Annotated in this window: 20 protein-coding genes; 16 read left to right on the top strand and 4 right to left on the bottom strand. The window is 40.9% G+C overall.

Annotation, left to right across the window (positions count from 1 at the left end):
• The first annotated feature begins 29 nt into the window (after nucleotides 1-29).
• From E4K67_RS13115 to E4K67_RS13080, 8 genes are all read left to right on the top strand, one after another.
• Nucleotides 30-1,334: an acetyl-CoA hydrolase/transferase family protein gene (locus E4K67_RS13115; RefSeq protein WP_135547398.1), complete on the top strand. Its 1,305-nt coding sequence runs from the start codon at nucleotides 30-32 to the stop codon at nucleotides 1,332-1,334.
• Between the two features lie 36 nt (nucleotides 1,335-1,370).
• Nucleotides 1,371-2,678, top strand: coding sequence for a thiolase family protein (locus tag E4K67_RS13110; protein ID WP_135547395.1), 1,308 nt, complete (start codon nucleotides 1,371-1,373; stop codon nucleotides 2,676-2,678).
• Between the two features lie 204 nt (nucleotides 2,679-2,882).
• The gene (locus tag E4K67_RS13105) at nucleotides 2,883-4,349 is read left to right on the top strand and encodes a sigma-54 interaction domain-containing protein (RefSeq protein ID WP_135547391.1); all 1,467 of its coding nucleotides are present in this window, start codon (nucleotides 2,883-2,885) and stop codon (nucleotides 4,347-4,349) included.
• A 463-nt stretch (nucleotides 4,350-4,812) separates the two neighbouring features.
• Nucleotides 4,813-6,048, top strand: a complete 1,236-nt coding sequence (locus tag E4K67_RS13100) for an ABC transporter substrate-binding protein (protein ID WP_135547389.1) — start codon at nucleotides 4,813-4,815, stop codon at nucleotides 6,046-6,048.
• Nucleotides 6,049-6,150: 102 nt separating this feature from the next.
• Nucleotides 6,151-7,023 (top strand): branched-chain amino acid ABC transporter permease, encoded by an 873-nt coding sequence (locus tag E4K67_RS13095; RefSeq protein WP_135547387.1) that lies wholly within the window; start codon nucleotides 6,151-6,153, stop codon nucleotides 7,021-7,023.
• On the top strand, nucleotides 7,007-8,791 hold the full coding sequence (locus E4K67_RS13090; RefSeq protein WP_135547385.1) for a branched-chain amino acid ABC transporter ATP-binding protein/permease: 1,785 nt from the start codon (nucleotides 7,007-7,009) through the stop codon (nucleotides 8,789-8,791). Before E4K67_RS13095 ends, E4K67_RS13090 begins: the two co-directional genes overlap by 17 nt.
• Nucleotides 8,785-9,501, top strand: a complete 717-nt coding sequence (locus E4K67_RS13085) for an ABC transporter ATP-binding protein (protein WP_135547383.1) — start codon at nucleotides 8,785-8,787, stop codon at nucleotides 9,499-9,501. Before E4K67_RS13090 ends, E4K67_RS13085 begins: the two co-directional genes overlap by 7 nt.
• 41 nt (nucleotides 9,502-9,542) lie before the next feature.
• Entirely contained in the window at nucleotides 9,543-10,286 is a 744-nt protein-coding gene (locus E4K67_RS13080; protein ID WP_135547382.1) for a glucose 1-dehydrogenase, read from the top strand.
• A gap of 254 nt (nucleotides 10,287-10,540) precedes the next feature.
• Here the strand turns inward: E4K67_RS13080 and E4K67_RS13075 are convergent, their stop codons facing one another.
• The gene (locus E4K67_RS13075) at nucleotides 10,541-11,008 is read right to left on the bottom strand and encodes a hypothetical protein (protein WP_135547380.1); all 468 of its coding nucleotides are present in this window, start codon (nucleotides 11,006-11,008) and stop codon (nucleotides 10,541-10,543) included.
• Between the two features lie 3 nt (nucleotides 11,009-11,011).
• The gene (locus E4K67_RS13070) at nucleotides 11,012-11,206 is read right to left on the bottom strand and encodes a helix-turn-helix transcriptional regulator (RefSeq protein WP_135547378.1); all 195 of its coding nucleotides are present in this window, start codon (nucleotides 11,204-11,206) and stop codon (nucleotides 11,012-11,014) included.
• 320 nt (nucleotides 11,207-11,526) lie between these two features.
• Between E4K67_RS13070 and E4K67_RS13065 the strand changes: the two genes are divergently transcribed.
• The 7 genes from E4K67_RS13065 to E4K67_RS13035 all read left to right on the top strand — a co-directional run bounded on the left by E4K67_RS13065 (nucleotide 11,527) and on the right by E4K67_RS13035 (nucleotide 19,517).
• Nucleotides 11,527-12,525 (top strand): LacI family DNA-binding transcriptional regulator, encoded by a 999-nt coding sequence (locus tag E4K67_RS13065; RefSeq protein WP_135547376.1) that lies wholly within the window; start codon nucleotides 11,527-11,529, stop codon nucleotides 12,523-12,525.
• Nucleotides 12,526-12,643: 118 nt separating this feature from the next.
• A complete protein-coding gene (locus E4K67_RS13060; RefSeq protein ID WP_135547374.1) occupies nucleotides 12,644-13,471 on the top strand; it encodes an ABC transporter permease in 828 nt (275 codons plus the stop codon).
• A 1-nt stretch (nucleotide 13,472) separates the two neighbouring features.
• Entirely contained in the window at nucleotides 13,473-14,255 is a 783-nt protein-coding gene (locus E4K67_RS13055; protein ID WP_135547372.1) for an ABC transporter permease, read from the top strand.
• Nucleotides 14,256-14,266: 11 nt separating this feature from the next.
• Entirely contained in the window at nucleotides 14,267-15,337 is a 1,071-nt protein-coding gene (locus tag E4K67_RS13050; protein ID WP_135547370.1) for an ABC transporter ATP-binding protein, read from the top strand.
• A gap of 4 nt (nucleotides 15,338-15,341) precedes the next feature.
• Nucleotides 15,342-16,400, top strand: a complete 1,059-nt coding sequence (locus tag E4K67_RS13045) for a polyamine ABC transporter substrate-binding protein (protein WP_243454450.1) — start codon at nucleotides 15,342-15,344, stop codon at nucleotides 16,398-16,400.
• 73 nt (nucleotides 16,401-16,473) lie between these two features.
• Complete coding sequence (locus tag E4K67_RS13040; protein ID WP_135547369.1) at nucleotides 16,474-18,186, top strand: adenine deaminase C-terminal domain-containing protein; 1,713 nt, start codon at nucleotides 16,474-16,476, stop codon at nucleotides 18,184-18,186.
• 23 nt (nucleotides 18,187-18,209) lie between these two features.
• Nucleotides 18,210-19,517, top strand: a complete 1,308-nt coding sequence (locus tag E4K67_RS13035) for an amidohydrolase (RefSeq protein ID WP_243454449.1) — start codon at nucleotides 18,210-18,212, stop codon at nucleotides 19,515-19,517.
• A gap of 26 nt (nucleotides 19,518-19,543) precedes the next feature.
• Here E4K67_RS13035 and E4K67_RS13030 read toward each other — a convergent pair whose 3' ends face one another.
• Nucleotides 19,544-20,047 (bottom strand): ImmA/IrrE family metallo-endopeptidase, encoded by a 504-nt coding sequence (locus E4K67_RS13030; RefSeq protein ID WP_135547367.1) that lies wholly within the window; start codon nucleotides 20,045-20,047, stop codon nucleotides 19,544-19,546.
• A gap of 26 nt (nucleotides 20,048-20,073) precedes the next feature.
• Nucleotides 20,074-20,670 (bottom strand): helix-turn-helix domain-containing protein, encoded by a 597-nt coding sequence (locus tag E4K67_RS13025; RefSeq protein WP_135547365.1) that lies wholly within the window; start codon nucleotides 20,668-20,670, stop codon nucleotides 20,074-20,076.
• Nucleotides 20,671-20,911: 241 nt separating this feature from the next.
• On the opposite strand from E4K67_RS13025, the gene E4K67_RS13020 reads away from it, so the two are divergent.
• Complete coding sequence (locus tag E4K67_RS13020; protein ID WP_158408470.1) at nucleotides 20,912-21,148, top strand: helix-turn-helix domain-containing protein; 237 nt, start codon at nucleotides 20,912-20,914, stop codon at nucleotides 21,146-21,148.
• Nucleotides 21,149-21,312: the final 164 nt, after the last annotated feature.

The raw sequence follows: 21,312 nt of genomic DNA, 5'->3' as shown, positions 1-21,312 counted from the left end.
CCTGGAAAATGGAAAGGGGCAGCTTTATTATGAACTGGAGAGAGACATACAACAGCCGCTTAACAAGCGCAGATGAGGCAGTTAAAGTCGTTAAGTCAGGTGACGATATCATACCGGGTCATGCGGCGAGCGAATCAGAACTACTGATGAATGCACTGGTTAAACGTTACCTAGAGTTGGAAAATGTTACGATTATACAGGGAGTCACTATAGGAAGCGCTCCATACTGCAAACCTGAAATGAAGGGTCACTTTATTTTAAAGTCAATGTTTGCAGGAGGAAATACTCGTGAATCTATCTGGGAAAATCGCGGGACCTTTTTCCCGCTCATGTTTCATGATTTCCCAAGGGCTTTTCGAGAGGGTCATTTAGGGTCTGATGTCTTCTTTACTATGGTTAGCCCTCCCGATGAACACGGATATTGCAGTCTCGGTATGTCCGTAGATCATTCCAAGGAATTGGTTAAGTGCGCTAAAATCGTCGTTGCAGAAGTAAATCCGAACGTTCCACGCACTTATGGTGATACCTTCGTACATGTTAGTGATCTTGATTATATCGTAGAAAATGACGGTCCCATTCTTGAACTTAAGAGATTTGCGGAGATGGATGAAACAACTCAGCTTATCGGTAAACACGTCGCGAGTCTCATTAAAGATGGTGACACATTGCAATTAGGTGCAGGCACTATTCCTGATGCAGTGCTGTACTACCTCAAGGAAAAGAATGACCTTGGAATCCATACTGAAATGTTTTCCGATGGTCTCATCAATTTAATTGAAGCAGGAAATGTTAACTGTTCAAAGAAAACCCTATTTCCAGGAAAAATAGTAACCACCTTCGCCGAAGGTACTAAAAAAGTTTATGAATACATTAACATGAATCCTATGTTCCTATTCTTCCCCGTCGATTTCGTCAATGATTCTAGCGTAATCGCTAAAAATGATAATATGGTAGCCATTAATGCTGCTTTAGAAGTTGATTTAGGTGGGCAAGTGTGCGCTGAGGCAATTGGTACTAAACAATATAGCGGGATAGGTGGACAATTAGATTTTATAAGGGGAGCAGCAGCTTCGAAGAATGGTAGACCAGTTATTGTGTTGCCCTCCACGGCTAAAAATGGAACTATTTCTAGAATCTCCTGTCAGTTTAGCCAGGGAACCCCTATCACAACGACTAGAAATGACGTTCACTGGGTAGTTACCGAATATGGGGCAGTCAATTTATTTTGCAAATCAGAAATAGAAAGAGCTGAAGCGCTTATAGGCATCGCTCATCCCAACTTTAGATCCGAGTTAAAACGTCAGTACCGTGAAGCTTATGGCAGGGTGATCTAGGGCAATCATTGCTAACAAAAAAAATGAGGTGATCGTATGAGTTTTCAAAAGAGTAACGACGATATCGTCTGTGTCAGTGCAGTAAGAACCCCTTTTGGCAAGTTTGGCGGTTCCATGAAAGACCTTGATATTTATGACCTGGGTGCCATCGCTATGAAAAATGCGATGAGCCAAATTAACCTGGATCCTGCTTTAATCGATGAAGTATGGTGGGGAAGTGGCGATACCAGTAATACTAAGGATCCATTTACCCCAGTGGTAGCTCGACAAACAATGTTAAAGGCCGGAATTGCACCAGAAACTCCCTCTGTTTCCTTTGATCAAGCTTGTACCTCTGCACTGAGTGCCGTAAAATATGGTGCTCGAAGTATTAAGCTAGGAGAAGCGAAGATAGTTATGACTGGTGGTTCGACGAGCTTTAGCACAGTTCCCTTTTTATTCCGGGACATTCGGTGGGAAGGGAAAAGGCATTCTTCCTTTATGGTTGAAGATCCTATAATTCCGTTAGGTTATAAAGATTATGCCCCGGTAGCGGTGGATTCTGGTAACGTTGCCCTTGAGTATGGTATATCAAGAGAAGAACAAGATGAATTAGCCCTGGCCAGCCATGTTAATTACGGTAAAGCATGGGAGCGGGGGTTCTTTAAACATGAAATGGCAGCACTTGAAATATCGCAAAGGGATAAAAAGGGCAACGTTATTTCTTCCAAAGTCTTAGATATGGATGAACAATACCGTGCTACTATTGATATGGCACAATTAGCAAAATTAAAGCCAATCTTTGGTAATCCCACCTGTACTGCAGGTAACGCGCCAGGAATGAATGATGGCTCTACCGCACAGATTATTACTTCAAGAGAGAATGCAGAGAAACTGGGCTTACCTATACTTTATACTCTGGTCGCTATTTCTACTATTGCATTGCAGCCGAGAATTATGCCAGTATCGCCTGCCTTTGCCATTAAGAAGTGTCTGGATGAAGCTGACCTCATCATCGAAGATATGAAATTTATTGAAATCAATGAGGCCTTTGCCTGTGTTCCCTTGGTTTCTATGAAACTCTTATCCAATGATCGATTCTTAAAGAGTGACTTTAATGCGATGGTTAAAGAAGCCTCAGCTCAAGCAATTCTTGATAATGATGAGGCTAAGTATCAACAGTTGAAAGAATTGCTTAATGTAAATGGGAGTGCCATTGCAACTGGACATGCTAATACGGCTAGTGGTGCCCGAATAATGATGACTGCTGCTTATAATCTGAAAGAAAATGGTGGCGGTTATGCTACCTGTGCTATATGTGGTGGCTTGACTCAGGGTGCTGGAGCAATAATTTGGGTTGAATAAGTTAATTAATACCCCATATTTTTTTCCTCATTATAAGGCAGAAGGCCACTCAACTATTGAGTGGCCTTCTACTTAAATGTAGGATATTCTTTGAATATGTCAAGGTGTTTATGATGTTTCGTCGAATAGTAATAGATTAAGTTGTACATGATATTACATCATTTGATGTTTCAACTTGAATATCGTTAACAGAGGAGTGCAAGGATGGCAAAAAAAGATAGAGATCTTAAAGAAAGTGTTTCTCATTCACTTGAGGAAATAATGAAAACCGATTATGATTCTATTTTTGTTACTGATCCTGAAGGCATTGTTATGATGGCTAATTCCACCGCTGAACGACTCCTTAAAACAGCAGCATCAGAAATGATTGGTTCGAATGTCAATCAACTGATGGGCAGAGGATATTATGATAGATCAACAGCTATGGAGGCAGTTGAGAAGAAAGCTACGGTAACTGGAACGATCATAAATCGGGATGGTCAGAGTCTGCTAACTACGAGCAGTCCCATATTTGATGCTGAAGGTAAGGTAATCATGGTGATCAGCACCTGTCGAGATGAGGAAACCTTGGTTAAATTTGCCGAAAAACTGGACAAGGAAAGAGCGGATGCCAGACGATTTAAAGAAGAAGTTCAATATCTTAGGAATCTAAAGTTTGAAAATCACTGTTTGGTTGCTGAAAGTCAGGCTATGAAGAATACGTTGCTCAAGGCGAATACGGTGGCCCCTACGGATAGTTCAGTTCTATTATTTGGTGAATCAGGTACAGGCAAGGAAGTACTAGCCGAGTATTTGCATAGAAACAGCCATCGAGCAAAAGAAGCCTTTATATCCGTGAATTGTGGTGCCATACCAGAAAGTTTAATAGAATCTGAGCTATTTGGTTACGAAAAAGGGTCCTTTACTGGTGCGGATGCCAAAGGGAAACCTGGTTTATTTGAAATTGCCGATAAAGGTACGATTTTCCTTGATGAGATAGGTGAGATGCCTCTGACCGTGCAGGTAAGATTATTGCGAGTTCTAGATAGCGGTGATGTAAGAAGATTAGGGGGAACCACTAATCGCAAAATCGACGTACGTTTAATAAGCGCGACCAACCGTGATCTAAAAAAGATGGTCGATGATAAATCCTTTAGAGAGGATCTCTATTATCGGATCAATGTGATACCTCTTAGATTAACGCCCCTGCAGGAACGACCTGAAGATGTTTTAGCGTTAAGTGATCTGTTCTTAGAGAAATTCAATAAAAAGTATGGATACAACAAAGTCCTTTCTAAGATAACATTAGATGGATTTTTGAAATACAAATGGCCAGGAAATGTACGGGAACTCAGAAATTTAATTGAGCGATTAGTGATAACAAATGCAGGCAATAGTATTGAATATTATGAAGAAGAAAATGTAATTAGCCTACCACGAGACATTGAGCGGGTGAGAAATAGTGAAGTAAATAGGGAAACAAATAATGAAAGTTATAATATCTCTATACCCAATAAAGGCAGTTTAAAAGATGTTATGGGTCTAATCGAGAAGGAATACATCATCAAGGTATTACAGGATTGCAAGGGATGCGTAAGTAAGGCTGCGAATATATTGGAGGTTGATCGATCGGCAGTCTATAGAAAAGTTCCTATTTTGGATATTAGGGATCAGCTGGATAAAATAAAGTAAATATTCTATAATCTTTTGATATTTTTAAATATTTTATAATATGGGAATATTGTCGCAATTACATCACATGTGGTAAATTTACTACACTCAAGTGTCGCAAATTTACCACATGTGACTTCGATCTCAGAATAAAATGCTCAAGAAAATGTCAACAAAATAAATTTCTAGATAAATTAGGTTTTTTCTTCAATTATGAAGATAATTTTTCAATAAGGAGGGTCCTTGATTAAGTAGGTATTAAACTTTTATAAATTATCAGATAATTTATAACATTGTCATCAATATGAGTATTTAGTTATCTGTAGGCATGATATTTGCATATAACAATCAATAAATAAGATCAACGCTCTGATAATAGTGCGGGTATTAAATCTTAACTTATGGTCGGCAATGTAAAGTAACCATCTCAAGGTTATCAGAGGGGCATGTTGAAAATTTATTTATATTTTGAGGAGGAATAATAGTGGAAGATGTATCTCGTCGTAAATTTATGAAGATTTCAGGAGCATCTCTGGCTGCGTTAGCTTTTCCAGGTATTTTAGTTGGATGTGCGAGCACCAAAACCGAGACGAGTGGTACTAGCACGGCACCCACCAAGAAAGAATTTGTTATCGGCGTTATTGGTGCAATGACTGGACCTAGCGCTCAGTTGGGGAATAACGCCAAGTATGGAGTTACTATTGCAGTCGATGAGATTAACGCAAAAGGCGGAATTAATGGTTCTCAGATTCGCCTAGTAATACGTGATGATGAGGCAGATCCAACAAAATCTCTAAATCTTGCTCGCGAACTTGTAACTAAAGAAAAAATTGATGCTTTTATTGGTCCGGTAAATACGACTTGTGCAAAAGCCATTCAACCTTACTTAAATCAGAATAAAATAATTCATATGAACGGTGGGTGTACTGGAGCTACTCTAATCAATGAAAAGGAATTCCCCTACACCTTCAGAACCCATATTAATGACCGTGATCAAGCAAACTATATGGTCGATCGTGCAATTAAAAAAGGACGCCAAAAAATTGCAATGGTTCACGATACCTCCGCACTAGGAAGTGGCGCTAAAGCGGATATGGAAGCAGCTTTTAAACAGCAGGGTAAACAGGCTGCAGTCGATTGTTCCTATAACGTTGGCGATGTTGATATGCTGGCAGTAGCTCAAAAGATTAAGGACGCTCAATGTGACTCTGCTCTTTTCTTTACGTTAGGGGTAGATGGAGCGCGTATCGCCAAAGCCTTAGAAAAAATTGATTATTTACCTCCCAAGGTTGAGATTCATGGATATACAAGTCTTGGTCAACCTGCGTATAGAGATCTCGCTGGAAGTGCTGCAGAAGGTACCTTATGCAATACACCAACGAAGTGTGCTTATAAAGCAGGTGCAGAACTTCCTGCACGCCAGGCGGGATTAGCGAAAGCTTTTGAAGCTAAATTTGGACCTAATGCAACGAATGAGATAATCTTTGCTACGGCTGTTTCACACTATGACTGTGTGTATATTATCAAAGAAGGGGTAGAAAAATCTAAGAGTTTCGAAGCTGACAAAGTGAAAGCAGCAATTGAGATGATTTCCAATTATGATGGAGCTAATTCGGACTACAAGTTTAGTCCGGATAGACATGATGGTAACCAGGCTTCCAATTTGTCAGTTACTCTGGTGACAAAAAACAACAAAGGATTGTTCCAGTTGGCTGAATAACATTGCGATTTGGTGGTATAACTGGGCAAGGTTATGCCACCAAAATATTTCAACGAGTTATCGGTCACATCTATGCCTAGATGATATGAAGGAAGTGATTATATGTTTCAAGCTTTGGAGAGTGGCATGGTAATGGGGTGTATATATGCACTATTGGCGTTAGCCATCAATATCATTTACTCCACGACCGGTATTATCAACTTTGCTCACGGCGAACTGGTAATGCTCGGTGCGATGTTCGGGCTCACTTTAATTGTAGGAAGCGGAATTTCCTTTCTGCCTGGATTGATACTTACGTGCGCTTTCATTGCCATTATAGCAATAATCTTATATCTAACGACGGTAAAACCTTTCGGAGACAATTTAGGCAATTCCTTGGGATGGTTAATGGCTACTTTGGGCGCAGGAATTGTACTGAAAAATGTTGCCATGCTAGTATTTGGTACCCAACCTAGGGCGTTTCCACCCATTGGAGGGTCAGGATTAGTTCAGGTATTTAATATTAAAATACTACCACATGATATCTGGGTTATTGTTATAACCATATTAATTGCCCTATTCTTTAATGTAGTATTAGGGAAAACGATTCTAGGAAGTGCGATAAAGGCAACCTCTTTTAACCATAACGTGACTAAGCTTATGGGTATTAGTGCTCAAAAGATAGTACTGATTTGTTTCTCGCTAAGCGGGATAATTGCAGCAATAGCTGGCATATTGATAAGTCCAATCACCTTTGTCGGACCGGAAATGACAACTACGATAGCCTTAAAAGGCTTTGGTGCGGCTATTATTGGTGGCGTAGGAAATAGCAAAGGAGCCTTTGCAGGTGGGCTTTTACTCGGAATATTGGAAGCTTTGGCTATGACACAAGTAACACCAGGTTATAAAGATGCTATTGCTTTTTTGATTATGATCATTGCTATCAGTATTAAACCAGAAGGGATCTTCGGTGTAGCATATGAAAAGAAAGTTTAATAAAGAGCAAAAAATACTGTTCATTTTAGGGGCATTATTACTAATCGGATTTTTAGCAGGTCCCGCAACGGGTCCTTACTTTCTAAGGCTTATGAGTCTGACACTTATCTATCTAATTCTCACCACGGGACTTAATATAGTCTCTGGATACGCTGGGCAGGTTTCACTGGGTCAAGCAGGGTTGTATGGAATAGGAGCATATACGGGTGGTGTGCTTTCAGTAAAATTAGGGCTGTCCATCTGGCTAGGTATGCCGGTAGCCATGGTAGTAGCCGGTATCTGCGGACTTATTGTCGGGATACCAACCCTGAGGGTATCTGGCCACTATTTGGCTCTTATTACGATAGGATTTGGCGTTATAGTAGAAAAGCTTTTAGTAGAATGGGTGCCACTTACAGGCGGCCCTGGTGGTATTTCGGTACAACCTATTTCAATTGGGTCTGAAGTCTTATCCGAGGTCCAAGTCTATTATGTAATTTTGGCTATATGCTTATTGGTACTATGGCTTGTAAATAATATTATTAAGAGCCCCTTTGGACGAGCATTTTCAGCGATCAGAGACAATGAGATAGCAGCAGGGTGTATGGGCATCAATATTATGGGGTATAAATTATTAGCCTTCGTGTTAAGCGCAGTATTTGCTGGGTTAGCTGGGTGTATTTATACTTACTTTAGTATTTTTGTTAGTCCGGACACATTTTCCTTTAATTTATCCGTATTCTTCTTATTAACCTTAATCGTTGGTGGACAAGGCACAATGGCTGGACCTATTATTGGAACTATTCTTTTGACAATTCTTCCGGAATACATGCAAGCCCTCGATAAATACCGTTTAATCATCTATGGACTCTTGCTGATTGTTTCCGTAATTGGTTTACCTCATGGAATTAGTGGTGCAATACTGAGGAAGTTCCCTAAGTTGCTTGCCGTAGAAAAACCAGAAAAATTTGAGGTAGATCCGATAGTGGATCGGAGCCAAAATAAAGATAATGAAGACTTATTAGTCATGGAAAATGTGACCAAACGCTTTGGTGGATTAAATGCAATCCAGAATATCTCTCTCACGGTTAAAAAGGGTTCAGTTCACTCCTTGATTGGACCCAATGGGGCAGGTAAATCTACTCTAATCAATATCATAACTGGAGTATACAAGCCCAATGAAGGCAGTGTTTTGTTTAATGGTTCTCAAATCAATGGCACTAAGCCCTACAAAATTGCCCTAGCTGGAATAAGCCGCACCTTCCAAAGTGTGCAAGTATTTGGAAATATGAGTGTCCTTGAAAATGTCATGGTGGGCGGGCACGGTCAATATCACAGTAATCTCTTTGATTTCATCTTTAAATTAGGCAGAGGACGCAAAGAGGAAAGGATAACCCGCGAGCGTGCTTGGGCTTTATTACAGATGGTAGGTCTTGAAGACCGAGCCAGTGAATTTTCTAGTAGCTTGTCCTCTGGACAACAGAGATTGTTGGAAATTGCCCGAGCTCTGGCTATGGAACCGGATCTACTCTTGCTCGATGAACCTGCGGCTGGTCTAAATGAGGTCGAGATAAGTCATCTGAGCAATCTCATTAAAAAAATTACTCCCAAAGGAGTAACAATCTTATTGATAGAGCATCATATTGACTTCGTCATGGATATTTCTAATACAATAACTGTTCTTAACTTTGGTAAGAAATTAGCAGAGGGTTCGCCTACAGAAATACAGGAAAACCAAGAAGTTATTGACGCCTATCTGGGTAAGGATGAGGCGGTGGAAGCATGCTGAAAGTCAATAATATAAACGTTAGCTATGGTAAGGTGGAGGTCATTAAGCAAGTCTCCTTTGAAGTGAATCAGGGTGAGGTAGTCGTTATCATAGGCGCTAACGGTGCTGGTAAAACGACAATCATGAAAACAGTCACTGGCTTGCTTAATCCAACCCAGGGTGAAATTTCCTTTGAAGATCATAATACATCGCGACTTTCGGCAGAAAAAATCGTGAAATTGGGCATCTCTATGTGCCCTGAGGGTCGGCAAGTCTTTCCCCAACACACCGTTTATGAGAATCTCGTACTTGGTGGATATCTTATAAGAAGAGATAAACCTATTTTTCAAAAGAATATAGAACACATGTATAGCCTTTTCCCGATTTTAAAGGAAAGATCTAAACAATTTGCGGGGACCTTAAGTGGAGGCGAACAGCAAATGCTAGCTATAGCACGAGCTATGATGTCGAACCCGAAATTACTGCTGCTGGATGAACCTTCAGCCGGCTTAGCGCCAATTTACGTTAAAGGTATTTTTGAGATGATCAAGACACTAGCTAATCAGGGGACAACCATATTGTTGGTCGAGCAAATGGCAAATATGGCTCTGAAGTTAGCGAATAGAGCTTATGTACTAGAAACTGGACATATAGCCTTAGAAGGTGCAGCGGCCGATATAATGACGAACTCAAAGGTAGTAGAGAGTTATCTAGGTTCAAAGAAATATTAGCGTAAGTTTAAATAATATGCTTATTGAGAGGAGCGTTTAATATGGCAAAGTTTAGTGAGAAAATTGCCGTAGTTACAGGTGGAGCTAAAGGAATAGGTGAAGCAATTGTTAGGAAGTTCTATAATGAAGGTGCTAAAATTGTAATTCTTGATGTTAATGCAGAGGGCGCTGAAAAACTGGCTAAGGAGCTTGATCCTAGTGGAGATAAGGTAATAGGTTTAGGGTGCAATATCGTTGATCGCCCTGAAGTAAAGGCGACTTTTGCTAAAATTATAGCAAAATTTGGCACAGTTGATATTCTGGTTAATAATGCCGGCATTACCAAAGATGCTATATTTCATAAAATGACAGAGCAACAATGGGATGATGTTATAGCTGTCAATGGTAAAGGACTTTTTAATTGTACCCAGGAAGCATGGACAATAATGAGAGGGAAAAAATATGGAAAGGTATGCAACTTATCATCCACGAATTCAAGCGGGGAAGCGGGTCAAGCTAACTACGCTTTTACTAAAGCGGGTATAATTGCCTTCACCAAGAGTTTGGCCAGGGAAGGCGGGAGATATAATATTAATGTAAATTGTGTGCGCCCTGGGGTTATCGATACTGAGATGATGAGAGCCGTACCTACCAGTGTATTAGAGGACCTTACCAGTAAGACTGCTTTTAAGAGAATGGGCATGCCCTCTGAAGTAGCTGATGCAGTAGCCTATTTATGTAGCGAAGAAGCTTCGTGGGTAACCGGCGAAGAGTTATTGGTTGCTGGAGGCTTTATGTACAGATAATGAAATCTTATGCCCAATTAATAAATTCACGTCTCTTTCTTGAGGATAAACACCGTCACTTTCACACGATAATTCACGCATAGTTAAAGAGGCTGTAACAAAACTTGTTTTCCAGTTTGTTACAGCCCCACTATATTTGCTAATTCCTGATATATTCAGAGGATTGTTCACCACTTCAAAGGTGTACAATCCTCTTTTTTGGGATAACGCACCACCGGCTTAAATAATCTCAAGTTTCGTAACAGCCTCTTTATTTATTCTTCCTCCTTATCTTTAGAATTTTCTTTAATCATTACATTCATAGTCAGTATTGCTTGTGAGATGAAAGAAATTAAGAGGAGAATCATTAGAAGCCACCATCCGACCGTTTCGAAGACGTCCTTAGGAATCATTAATGTATAGCCCATATAAGTTAAAAACAAGGCTCCTTGAACAATTTTAAATGCTTTCGCATCCGCTTCATTTTTCAGTGCTACAAGCCTTTCATCAATCTCATTAATAATGAACTTTTGAGGAGATTTCTTTATTCCTAATAACTTAACGTAATACGCTAATGCCACACTCAACGGTATAAGTGATAATCCTATAATCGCCATGTTGTTTGGTAGAAGATTAATTTCAAGCAATTTAAATATTATTCCAGTTGCTAAAAGAGCTACCCCAATAACCAGCGTCACCAGCATAATTGTTTTAGATTCTCTAACTACTTTATCAGTATTCATAGTTCATTCCTCCCAAAATAAATCATTTAATGTTTTATTAAGTGCCTTGCATATTTCAATACACAACTTTAAGCTTGGATTATAATTACCTGACTCGATTAAATTTATTGTTTGTCTCGTGACTCCAATAATTTCAGCTAATTGTTCCTGTGACACGTCAGACTCAATTCTAGCAATTTTCATTTTTTTATTCTTCAAGAAACGTCTCTCCCTTCAATTACATTATACTCATTAACCTTACGTAATGTCAATTATATATTACATTTAGTAATATAATAATTAAACGAGGACTTACAATCCTTAGTGAAAGATTTTAGGTAAACGCGCAATCCCTCGGAACCTATATGAGAATGACCACAGGGACACTCGTCCATCCGCTCTGAATGGCACTGTTTAGAAAGAAAAATTTGAATTATATCTATATATGAAAATGTTTTCATGTTAGAATAGGCTATAGTGGTTGGATTGCAGGTCAGAGTCAAGAATACGATATGAAAATATATTCATAAAGGTGGATTATGATTAACATTAAAGAAGTTGCCAAGCTGGCTAATTCTTCAATAACTACAGTTTCAAGGGTCATCAATAATAGCGGATATGTAAAACTAGAGACAAGAAAGAGAATCGAAGAGGCTATTAAGAACCTTGGCTATAAGCCACTTGAAAGAAGTGGCGGAGCAAAAGCAACAAAAACCTTCGGACTAATTGTCCCAAACATAGAAAATCCTTTCTATGGAAAAATGGCCAATCACTTGAGCAGTGTTGCTAATTCCTTCGACTATAATTTGTTGCTCATCAATATCAAGTATATTGACGAGAACAAGGACGAAGTTTTGACTGATTTGTTGAATAACAGGGTAAACGGACTGATTTATGCTTCTTCCTACAGGAGTTTGGAAATTGCCCATCTTGCCCAAGATAAAGGCATTCCGGTAGTTGTTCTGGATAGGGAAATTACGACTGATAAAATAACATCGGTCAGTGTTAACAACAACTATGGTGCATTTATTGCCACTGAGCATCTGATAAAACTAGGCCATAAAAACATAGCCTATATCGGTGCCTCGAAGAATATGGAAATATCCACGAAAAGAAAGGCGGGGTACTTAAGAGCGCTGGAGGCTAATCATATTTCAGTTGATGAAAGACAGATATGTTATGGCAATTATACAATGCAAAGCGGTTTTGAATGTGCAGAAATGTTGCTCAAGGATAATCAGGAAATTACGGCAGTACTGGCGGTCAATGATTTGATGGCTATAGGGGTCATCAACTATTTGCATAAATCCGGTCGAAAGGTGCCTGAAGATGTTTCGGTCCTTGGTTTTGATAATATTGAACTGGCGGGAAGCATTACTCCTTCATTAACGACCGTAGAGTATCCCATAGAAAGGATGAGTGAAGTGGTCATTGAATTGCTGCTAAGACAGATTTCGGACACCGGGAACAATGTAGAAGCCTTAACACTGTTTCCCAAGCTGGTTGTTAGAGAAAGTACCGGACCTGTTAAAAGGTGAGAGAATAGTACCTCGTCAACAGGAAGTCGTCACTCTTGAGTTTCTCGCACGGAAATGGAGAGTAGCGATGATAAGCCTCCTCAAGTTATGAATATTGAAGAAGAAGGAATAGTTTAGCATGAAAAATAAAAGTATTTACTTATTGCTCATACCGGGACTTATTGTGATCAGTCTTTTTCTATTCTTACCTATACTGATGACCACCCTACCTTCATTTATTAGTGACAATGGATTAACGTTAGGCAGATATTTGGCTTTTTTTAAAGATGATTACTTTATGAGCATTCTCACCCGAACCTTGCGAATCGGGATCATCACAACCATCATATGCGTCCTTCTCGGTGTACCTGTATCCTTTTATGTAGCTAAAAGTAGCCCTAAGCTAAAAGGGCTACTCCTTGCAGCAGCAATATTTCCTCAGCTGACGGATTCAGTGGTACGTTCTTTTGCCTGGATGACCATCTTGGGAAAAAACGGTATTATCAATACATTGCTCGTCTCAACCCATCTATTGCAAGAACCTCAGAAGTTCTTATATACAGAATCAGCGATCATCGTCGGCTCTGTCTATCTCTTTCTACCCTTAATGATCATTTCCATGGTAGGAGTGATGGACAGCATAGAGGATGATTTAATTGAAGCCGCGGAAAGCTTGGGGGCCAACAAATTTACAGCCTTCTTAAAAATCATTTTCCCATTAAGTGTACCGGGGATGATTGTTGGTAGCGTATTGGTCTTTACAGGTACCTTTACAGCGTACACAACCCCTCAGCTGTTGGGAGGAAATCAGAATACAGTTTTAGCAACGCTGTTGTATCAGAAGGCCATGACTCTGAATGATTGGACTCAGGCTTCTGTGCTTTCCACAGTCATGATTCTGATTACCCTGACCGTGATGTTTGGGATCAATAAATTCGCCTCAAAGTTATATGAAAGAGGTGTATAGCTTGAAGGGAAATAAGCTGTTTAGTTTCTTTGTGATTTTAGTCTATGTGTTTCTCTGCGGACCGCTGCTGATCATTATTACCACTGCCTTTGACTCGGGGAATATTATGTCCTTCCCGCCCAAGGGTTTCAGCCTGCAGTGGTTTAGCAATGCCTTCAACTCCAGAACCTTTATGACAACCCTGGGCATCAGCTTTAAGGTAGCCGTTATATCGACACTTATTGCCATGGTTGTTGGGATACCGGCAGCTTATGCCCTGAGCAGAAATAATTATCGAGGAAAAGCAGCAATGCAGAGCATATTCTTATCCCCCATCATTGTACCCGGTGTGGTACTCGGCTTTGCTTTTTTTCGCTTCTTAACGTTAAAGCTGCAATTAGATGTTTTTACCAGTCTGCTCATCGGGCATGTAATTATCGTTATTCCCTACATCATACGTGTCGTCGGGTCCAGCCTAGAAAATCTGGATTTTTCCATTGAAGATGCGGCAGTGAGTTTGGGAGCAACAAAACTGAAGGCCTTTTTCCTGGTAATCCTTCCGAATATAACTTCAGGTGTCATAGCAGCGTTTATGCTGGCTTTCATTAACTCCTTCAATAACGTACCAGTATCCTTGTTTTTGACGGGACCCGGTGTGAGCACCTTGCCCATCAGTATGATGAGCTATGTGGAATACAACTATGATCCAACGATTTCCGCTCTGTCGGTGATCCTGATGGCGATGACGGTGCTGATTATGTTTGTTGTAGAAAAGACGTTAGGGATCAGCAATTTTGCGAAATAGGGGGTGAAGTAATGGCCTTAATCAATTTAAATGATATTACGGTTTCCTACGATGGAAAATCAGATATCCTCAAAAAACTGAATTTGGACATAGAAAAAGGCCAGTTCGTTTCCTTGCTTGGCCCCAGCGGCTGCGGGAAAACAACGACCCTTCGGGTTATTGCCGGCTTCATAGAAACCAAGGCGGGAGACTTCATCTTTGATGGCCATAATTATACAAAGCTGGCGGTTCATAAACGCAATTTCGGTTTAGTGTTTCAAAGCTATGCTTTATTTCCCCATCTGAGTGTGTTTGATAATGTGGCCTTTGGCCTGAAAATGCGCAAGACCACTAAGGAAGAACTGCGTAAGGCTGTTGAGGAGATCCTGGAAGTCGTGGATTTAAAAGCCTTTAGCAAACGATATCCCAAGGAGCTCTCCGGGGGGCAACGGCAGAGAGTAGCCTTAGCCAGAGCCCTAGTCATTAAGCCGGACCTGCTGCTCCTAGATGAGCCCCTTAGTAATCTCGATGCCAAGCTTCGCTTAAAAATGCGAGTGGAAATTAAAAAACTTCAGCAAAAGCTGGGCATTACGACTTTATTTGTAACCCATGACCAGGAGGAATGCTTTTCTATTTCAGATAAGGTAGCCGTGATGAATAAGGGGGTAGTAGAGCAGTATGATTCTCCTGAAATGATCTATTCCCATCCTAAAACTGAGTTTGTGGCAAGATTTATAGGCTTTGAAAACTTCATCAATCTTAAAAAGCAGGAATTGGGACGCTTCCTAACGGACGACGGTATTTCCTTACAGATTAGTGATGATCAGAACTTGGCAGATAGTGACGTTATGTCTTTCGGGACCATAAGACCTGACGATATTGAGCTGCTTTCAGCTGAAACCAGTCAAACTGCCAACGTAATAGAGGGCAATATTGAGATAAGGACTTTTGTAGGCAAGGACTATCAGTACAGTGTGGATACAAAGCTGGGGTCAATGCTTGTAAACAGCAGTAAAGATCAGATTTATCATCAAGGGGATAGGGTAAAGCTTCATTTACCTTCCAATAAATTGATTATTATCAAAAAAACTAAGGAGGAATAGTCTAGTGAAAAAAATTGCCATTATTCTATCAGGTCTCATGCTAACAACCTTGGTGGCAGGGTGCGGTGCTCAAAAACCAACTTCGACCACTGAGGGGACGCCAAAACAATTAGTCGTATCTACTTGGGGCTTAAATCAGGATCAATACATGAAAAACGTTATTGAACCCTTTGAAAAGGCCAACAATGTCAAAGTAGTCGTTGAAGTCGGAAATAATGATGAACGCTTGGCCAAGCTCAAGAACAACCCCAACAGCACTGTGGATGTCATGTATTTGGCAGAATCTTATTCCCAGCAGGGCATTGAGGATGGTCTGTTTGCAAAAATAGACTATAGCAAAGTGCCCAATGCTAAAAAGATTTTACCTGTTGCCCAAAAGTTTGTCGAGGCAGGCTATGGTCCGGCTTATACCTTGAACCGCGCAGCCATCGTCTATAATCCAAATAAAGTTAACGGAAAAATTACGTCCTGGAAGGATTTATGGAAAGCAGACCTCAAGGGTAAAATTTCGATTCCGGATATTACCACGACCTTTGGACCTGCTATGGTATTTGCAGGAGGAATCAATGCCGGCACAGAGGTAAAGAGTGATAATGGCGTCGCTGCCTTTAAGTCATTAGAAGCTTTAAAACCCAATGTGGTCAAGACCTATACGAAATCCTCAGATTTAGTCAATATGTTCTCCAATGGAGAAATAACCGCTGCCGTAGCTGCCGATTTTGTGGTTGCTTCCATCAAGAAAGCAATGCCTGATGCCGTCTATGTAGACCCTACCGAGGGAGCCATTCTGAACTTTAATACCATTAATATTACGAAAAATTCAAAGAATCAAGAACTAGCTACAAAGTTTGTTGATTATGTATTAAGTGCAGAGGTAGAGAGTAAGACTGCTGCCTTCGTGGGTGATTCACCGATTAATGTGGATGTTAAGTTGGCGGAAAAGGATGCGGCAAACCTAACCTATGGTGAAGGTGTCAATAAAGCCAAAACTTTAGATTACAGCTTAGTCAACAAACAGCTAAAAACGTGGATTGATCAGTGGAACAGATTATTTAATAAATAAGGCATATGAAAGAAAATAACAAGTCAAAGATGCTATGGTTATTTTTTTGAATGTGCCCAAAAGGGGAACCAGCATGGATGCAGAGTTGATCATTAAACATGTGCAGGTATTTAATGCTTACTTTAAGAAGTTTTTCTATAGAGATGTCGCTGTTGCGGATGGTAAGTTTCTGCATATATCAGAAGTGGATGACATGCCATTAAAGGCAGCAACGGTGATCGACGGAAGCGGAAAGTATCTTATTCCGGGATTCATTGATATCCACATGCACATTGAAAGCTCCATGACTACTCCGATTCAATTTGCCCAGGCAGTTGTTACACAGGGTGTAACAACTGTTGTGGCAGATCCGCATGAAATGGCCAATGTCTTTGGACTAGAGGGAATAGAGGCTATGATGGATATAAAATGTAGCGAGCTGATCGATATATTTTATGGCATTCCCAGCTCTGTTCCTTCTACTTCTTTGGCCATGGAAACCTCAGGCGGAAGCATCGGTGTGCTGGAAGTGGAAAGACTGCTCTCAAGAGACGATGTACTCTGTCTTGGCGAAGTGATGAATTTCAAGGATTTGGTTCAGAATAGGGATTCAACCATTAACCAGATTATTAGACTAATCAAAGCAAAAAAGCCTGAACTGGTGATCGAGGGACATTGCCCCAGGATATCCGGCTTAGACCTTTCCAAATATATAGGCACCGGGGTCGATGGTGATCACACCCAACAGACCGTGAAATCCCTTGAGGAAAAGATCCAAAACGGCATGTTCATGGAAATACAGGAAAAATCCATGAACAAGGAGAATATGGACTATCTCGTGGCCAATAATCTATACGAACATTTCGCCTTGGTGACGGACGATGTGATGGCAGATAAGCTGGTGGAAGGTCATTTAAACAGCTTAGTAAAAAAGGCTGTTCAAATGGGCATGACGCCGGAGATGGCCATCTATGTGTCCACCTACACTCCGGCAAGAAGAATGAAGCTACTCGACCGGGGGAGCATAGCGCCAGGTAAAGTGGCCGATTTTATACTGCTCAGTGAGCTTGAGGATGTTGTCATTGACGCAGTGTATAAAGGTGGCGTAAAGGTTGAAGAAAAGACAGCCGGCAGAGCAGATCCTCAGCAACGTTTTCCGGCACATTTCTATCAAAGTATCAAACTCCCCAAGCTTTCCGCAGCCGATTTTATCGTAAAAACGCCCGATCATAAAGCGAAAATGTTCTGTAGAATCATGAATGTCCAAGCAGACAGCACCTTTACCGAGGAAAGCTTTGCTTGGTTAGGGGCAGAACAAGGCCATTTGCTGTGGCAGAGTTCTAAATATTGCCTGCTGTCTATCTTTGAACGGTATGGCAAGAATAATAACAGAGCCTATGGCTTGGCCGGGGGCGATGTACTTCAGCGCGGCGCTGTGGCCAGCAGTTATGCCCATGACAGTCATAATCTATTGGTGCTGGGAAAAAATACTGAGGATATGGTCCTAGCTGCCAATTGGGTGATTGAACAGCAGGGCGGTATTTGTGTGGCAGAACAGGGAAGAATGATTGCTGCCTTGGAATTACCCGTCGGTGGTATTTTATCTGAAGAACCACTAGCTAGACTGGCTGAAAAGCTAAAGGGCATAAGACAGGCGCTGAAGGGACTGGGTTATCATCATCATAACGAAATCATGTCTCTGAGTACCTTGTCACTGCCGGTTAGTCCGGCTTTGAAGATCAGCGACCGAGGCTTGATTAATGTCAATGACCAGGAAATCGTGAGTTTATTTGTAGAAACTAAATAGTCGATGAAAAGAAGGTACTCATTGTGGCTAGCTTGATAATTAACAATGTAACGATATTGACCATGAATCAGGAAAAGGAACTGATAGAAAACGGCGTTGTGGTGATCAGCGGGGATGCCATTGAGGCTGTGGGCGGACCAGAGTTGCTGGAACGCTATCAAGCGAATGAAGTCATTGATGGCCAAGGCGGCATCTTAATGCCCGGGATGGTGAACACCCATACCCATGCTGCCATGGTGGTCTTCAGAAGTCTGGGGGACGATCTGCCCGATCGTCTGAAACGGTACATTCTCCCGCTCGAGAAAAAGTTAGTCGATCAAAACCTGGTAGCACTGGGCTCAAAATATGCTATAGCGGAAATGCTGGCCTCTGGTGTGACGACCTTTGCAGATATGTATTATTTTGAAGATGAAGTGGCGAAGGCAGCCAAAGAAATGGGCATTCGAGCAGTACTAGGGGAAACCGTGGTGGACTTTCCATCGCCAGACTCCAAGGAAGCTTACGGCGGCCTGGCCTACGCCGAACAGTTTATCGAAAAGTGGCACGAGGATGACTTGATCACACCGGCCATCGCTCCTCATGCACCCTATACCAATGACAGTATGCACCTGAAAAAGGCAGCAGCGCTCTCTGAAAAATACGATGTTCCGATGATAATGCATGTGGCGGAGATGGACGATGAAGTTCAAAAATACAAGACTGAATATAATATGACACCGGTGCAATATCTGGACAGCCTTGGTGTACTCAATGACCGCTTTATTGCCGCTCATTTGATCTATGTTTCCATGGAGGACCTGGATATTCTTGAGAAGAGGCAGATCGGCATCGCTCATAATATCGGTGCCAATGCCAAGGCGGGAAAAGGGGTACCGCCCCTGAAAGAAATGGTTAAGAGGAAGATGAAGGTGGGGCTTGGTAGTGACGGGCCAATGAGTGGAAATACACTGGATATCATCACTCAAATGTCACTGGTGGCCAAGATCCATAAGTTGTTTAACCGGGACAGGACCCTATTTCCAGCAATGGACATTCTAGAAATGGCTACGATAGGCGGCGCCAGGGCCTTAAATCTGGATAAGTTGATCGGCTCTATTGAACCGAGCAAAAAGGCTGATTTGGTGATCCTGGAAACCTCCTCTGTGAACATGCAGCCTATTTATGATTATTATGCCACCATTGTTTACGCCGCCAATGCAAGCAATGTAGATACGGTAATTGTTAATGGAAAGGTTTTGCTCAGGAATAAATGCTTCACCAAATTTGATTTCAGCAAAACTAGGGAAGAACTAATGGTATTAAGCAAAGAAATAAAAACCATGATAAGTTGAGATCATTAGGCCTAACACTAGTGTCTTCATTCACCCGTATGACTTTCACTTGGATAATCATCATTCTTGAACTGACGCAGTACGCCGAGCGGACTGAAATAAATCAGGTAATCCCTACACTCAGCATAGGTGCCGAATTTTTCCTGATAGTGGCTCAAGGTCAGATCTAAGAATTTTTCCGTCACTCCTAAGAAATCAGCTAAATCATAACGGTTATGAATACAAGCTTCAAACGCATCGATGAGTTTTTCTAAGGGTACTAATTTTTCATAGGCCCAATTTCTAGCCCGTTTTTCTTGCTTAACATTAGAAGTATTTTGCTGATCCAGAATATTTCCAAAGGATGTGCGATAGTGTCCATATTCTTCGGCTAGAATACAGGCTTTTTCTTTATCATCAATAATGTTTGCAGGATTAAGGGTTATCACATTGTCGAAATATAAACCTTTTAAAGAGTCGCTGCGAAACTTATACTCTATTACCTCGACGCCTTCTTTTTCAAGCTCTTTGAGCAAACTCTCATAATTCATGTAACATCTCCTTATGCGCGGAATGGTTACTTTTTTCTTTTAGAGGCTATGAAATTAATAAAATTACTAATCTCTTCAGTTTCTTCTTCTGTAAAATTCATATTTTCAAAATGAGCCGCGATGGTAGAAGGAATATTGATGAGCTCTATCGGATCTCCAAGTTTCTCGGGACGTTTTGGAATTAGACCAGAGGCAGAAATAGAGTTTTCTTCAAAGACCACATTATCGGGCGAATCCGTTTTCCCAATAATATAGTCCCATGTACAGTCAAAATGATCAATAATTTTGAACATAGTCCCTTCAGAGGGGAGTTTATTGGATTTTATATGAGCTAATTCCTTCGACGAAATTTCCAATAACTCCCCAAGAGAGTCTAGAGATAGGCCGTTCTTTTTACATAGCTGAATGAGGTTGCGGAAATCTATTTCTTTATCATCCAGAAAACAACTCGCGGTAACATTTAAAGCACGAGCAAGATCCATCAATGTAGTTAAGCTTGGATTATAGCGGTCAGATTCCACATCCGCTAGATAGGACCTTGAAATTCCGGCCTTTTCGGCAAGTTTAACTTGAGTAAGGCCTTTTTGTTTTCTAACCTTTTTAATTCGCTCGCCCACACCCACGGTGTTCCCTCCCAAAATATATGTTCTGTATATCCGACATTTATAGTATAAAACATCATAACTGGAATCACAAGTCATTATTTTCTCAATAATGACGTAAATACAAGTTAATAGCCGCAGATTTAAGGACGGGCTAGCTAATCAAAGCCGATGATCATTTTTCACTCTTGAGCAAATGACGGATATACAATACAATAACAATACAATAACCTTAGGTAACAGAGAGGAGGGCGAACCAAGGATGAGCAGGAAGATCATTGACATGCAAAAGCAAGGAGATGCGATTGCGAATAAACGGAAAAAGCTGAGGCTAACCCAAGCTGAACTAAGTCACAAAGTTGGTTTATCGCGAAGCTACATAGCTGATACCGAAGCTGGACAATATACACTATCGCTTAATAGCATTTATCGGATTGCAGGAGAATTTATGAAAGACCTAAATTTTATGCCAAATATGACGGAAATACAAGACTGCTAAAGAGTAGTTAAAGACGAAGAGTGTGTCAGTCGATAATAGAAAACTCATTAAGTATGCTGATAAAGTTCTCAATCCATTTGCTGGCTTAAGGGCCGTTCCAGAGTGAAGACCGTAAGGTGAGAGCTATGGATATGGCATCTGATTAGTTCAGAGGTGGAGCTGGG

It is taken from the genome of Desulfosporosinus fructosivorans, assembly GCF_004766045.1.
In the GTDB taxonomy this organism is placed as follows: domain Bacteria; phylum Bacillota; class Desulfitobacteriia; order Desulfitobacteriales; family Desulfitobacteriaceae; genus Desulfosporosinus; species Desulfosporosinus fructosivorans.
The sequence above is the reverse complement of the archived record's forward strand: the minus strand, read 5'-3'. Positions and strand labels throughout refer to the sequence as shown.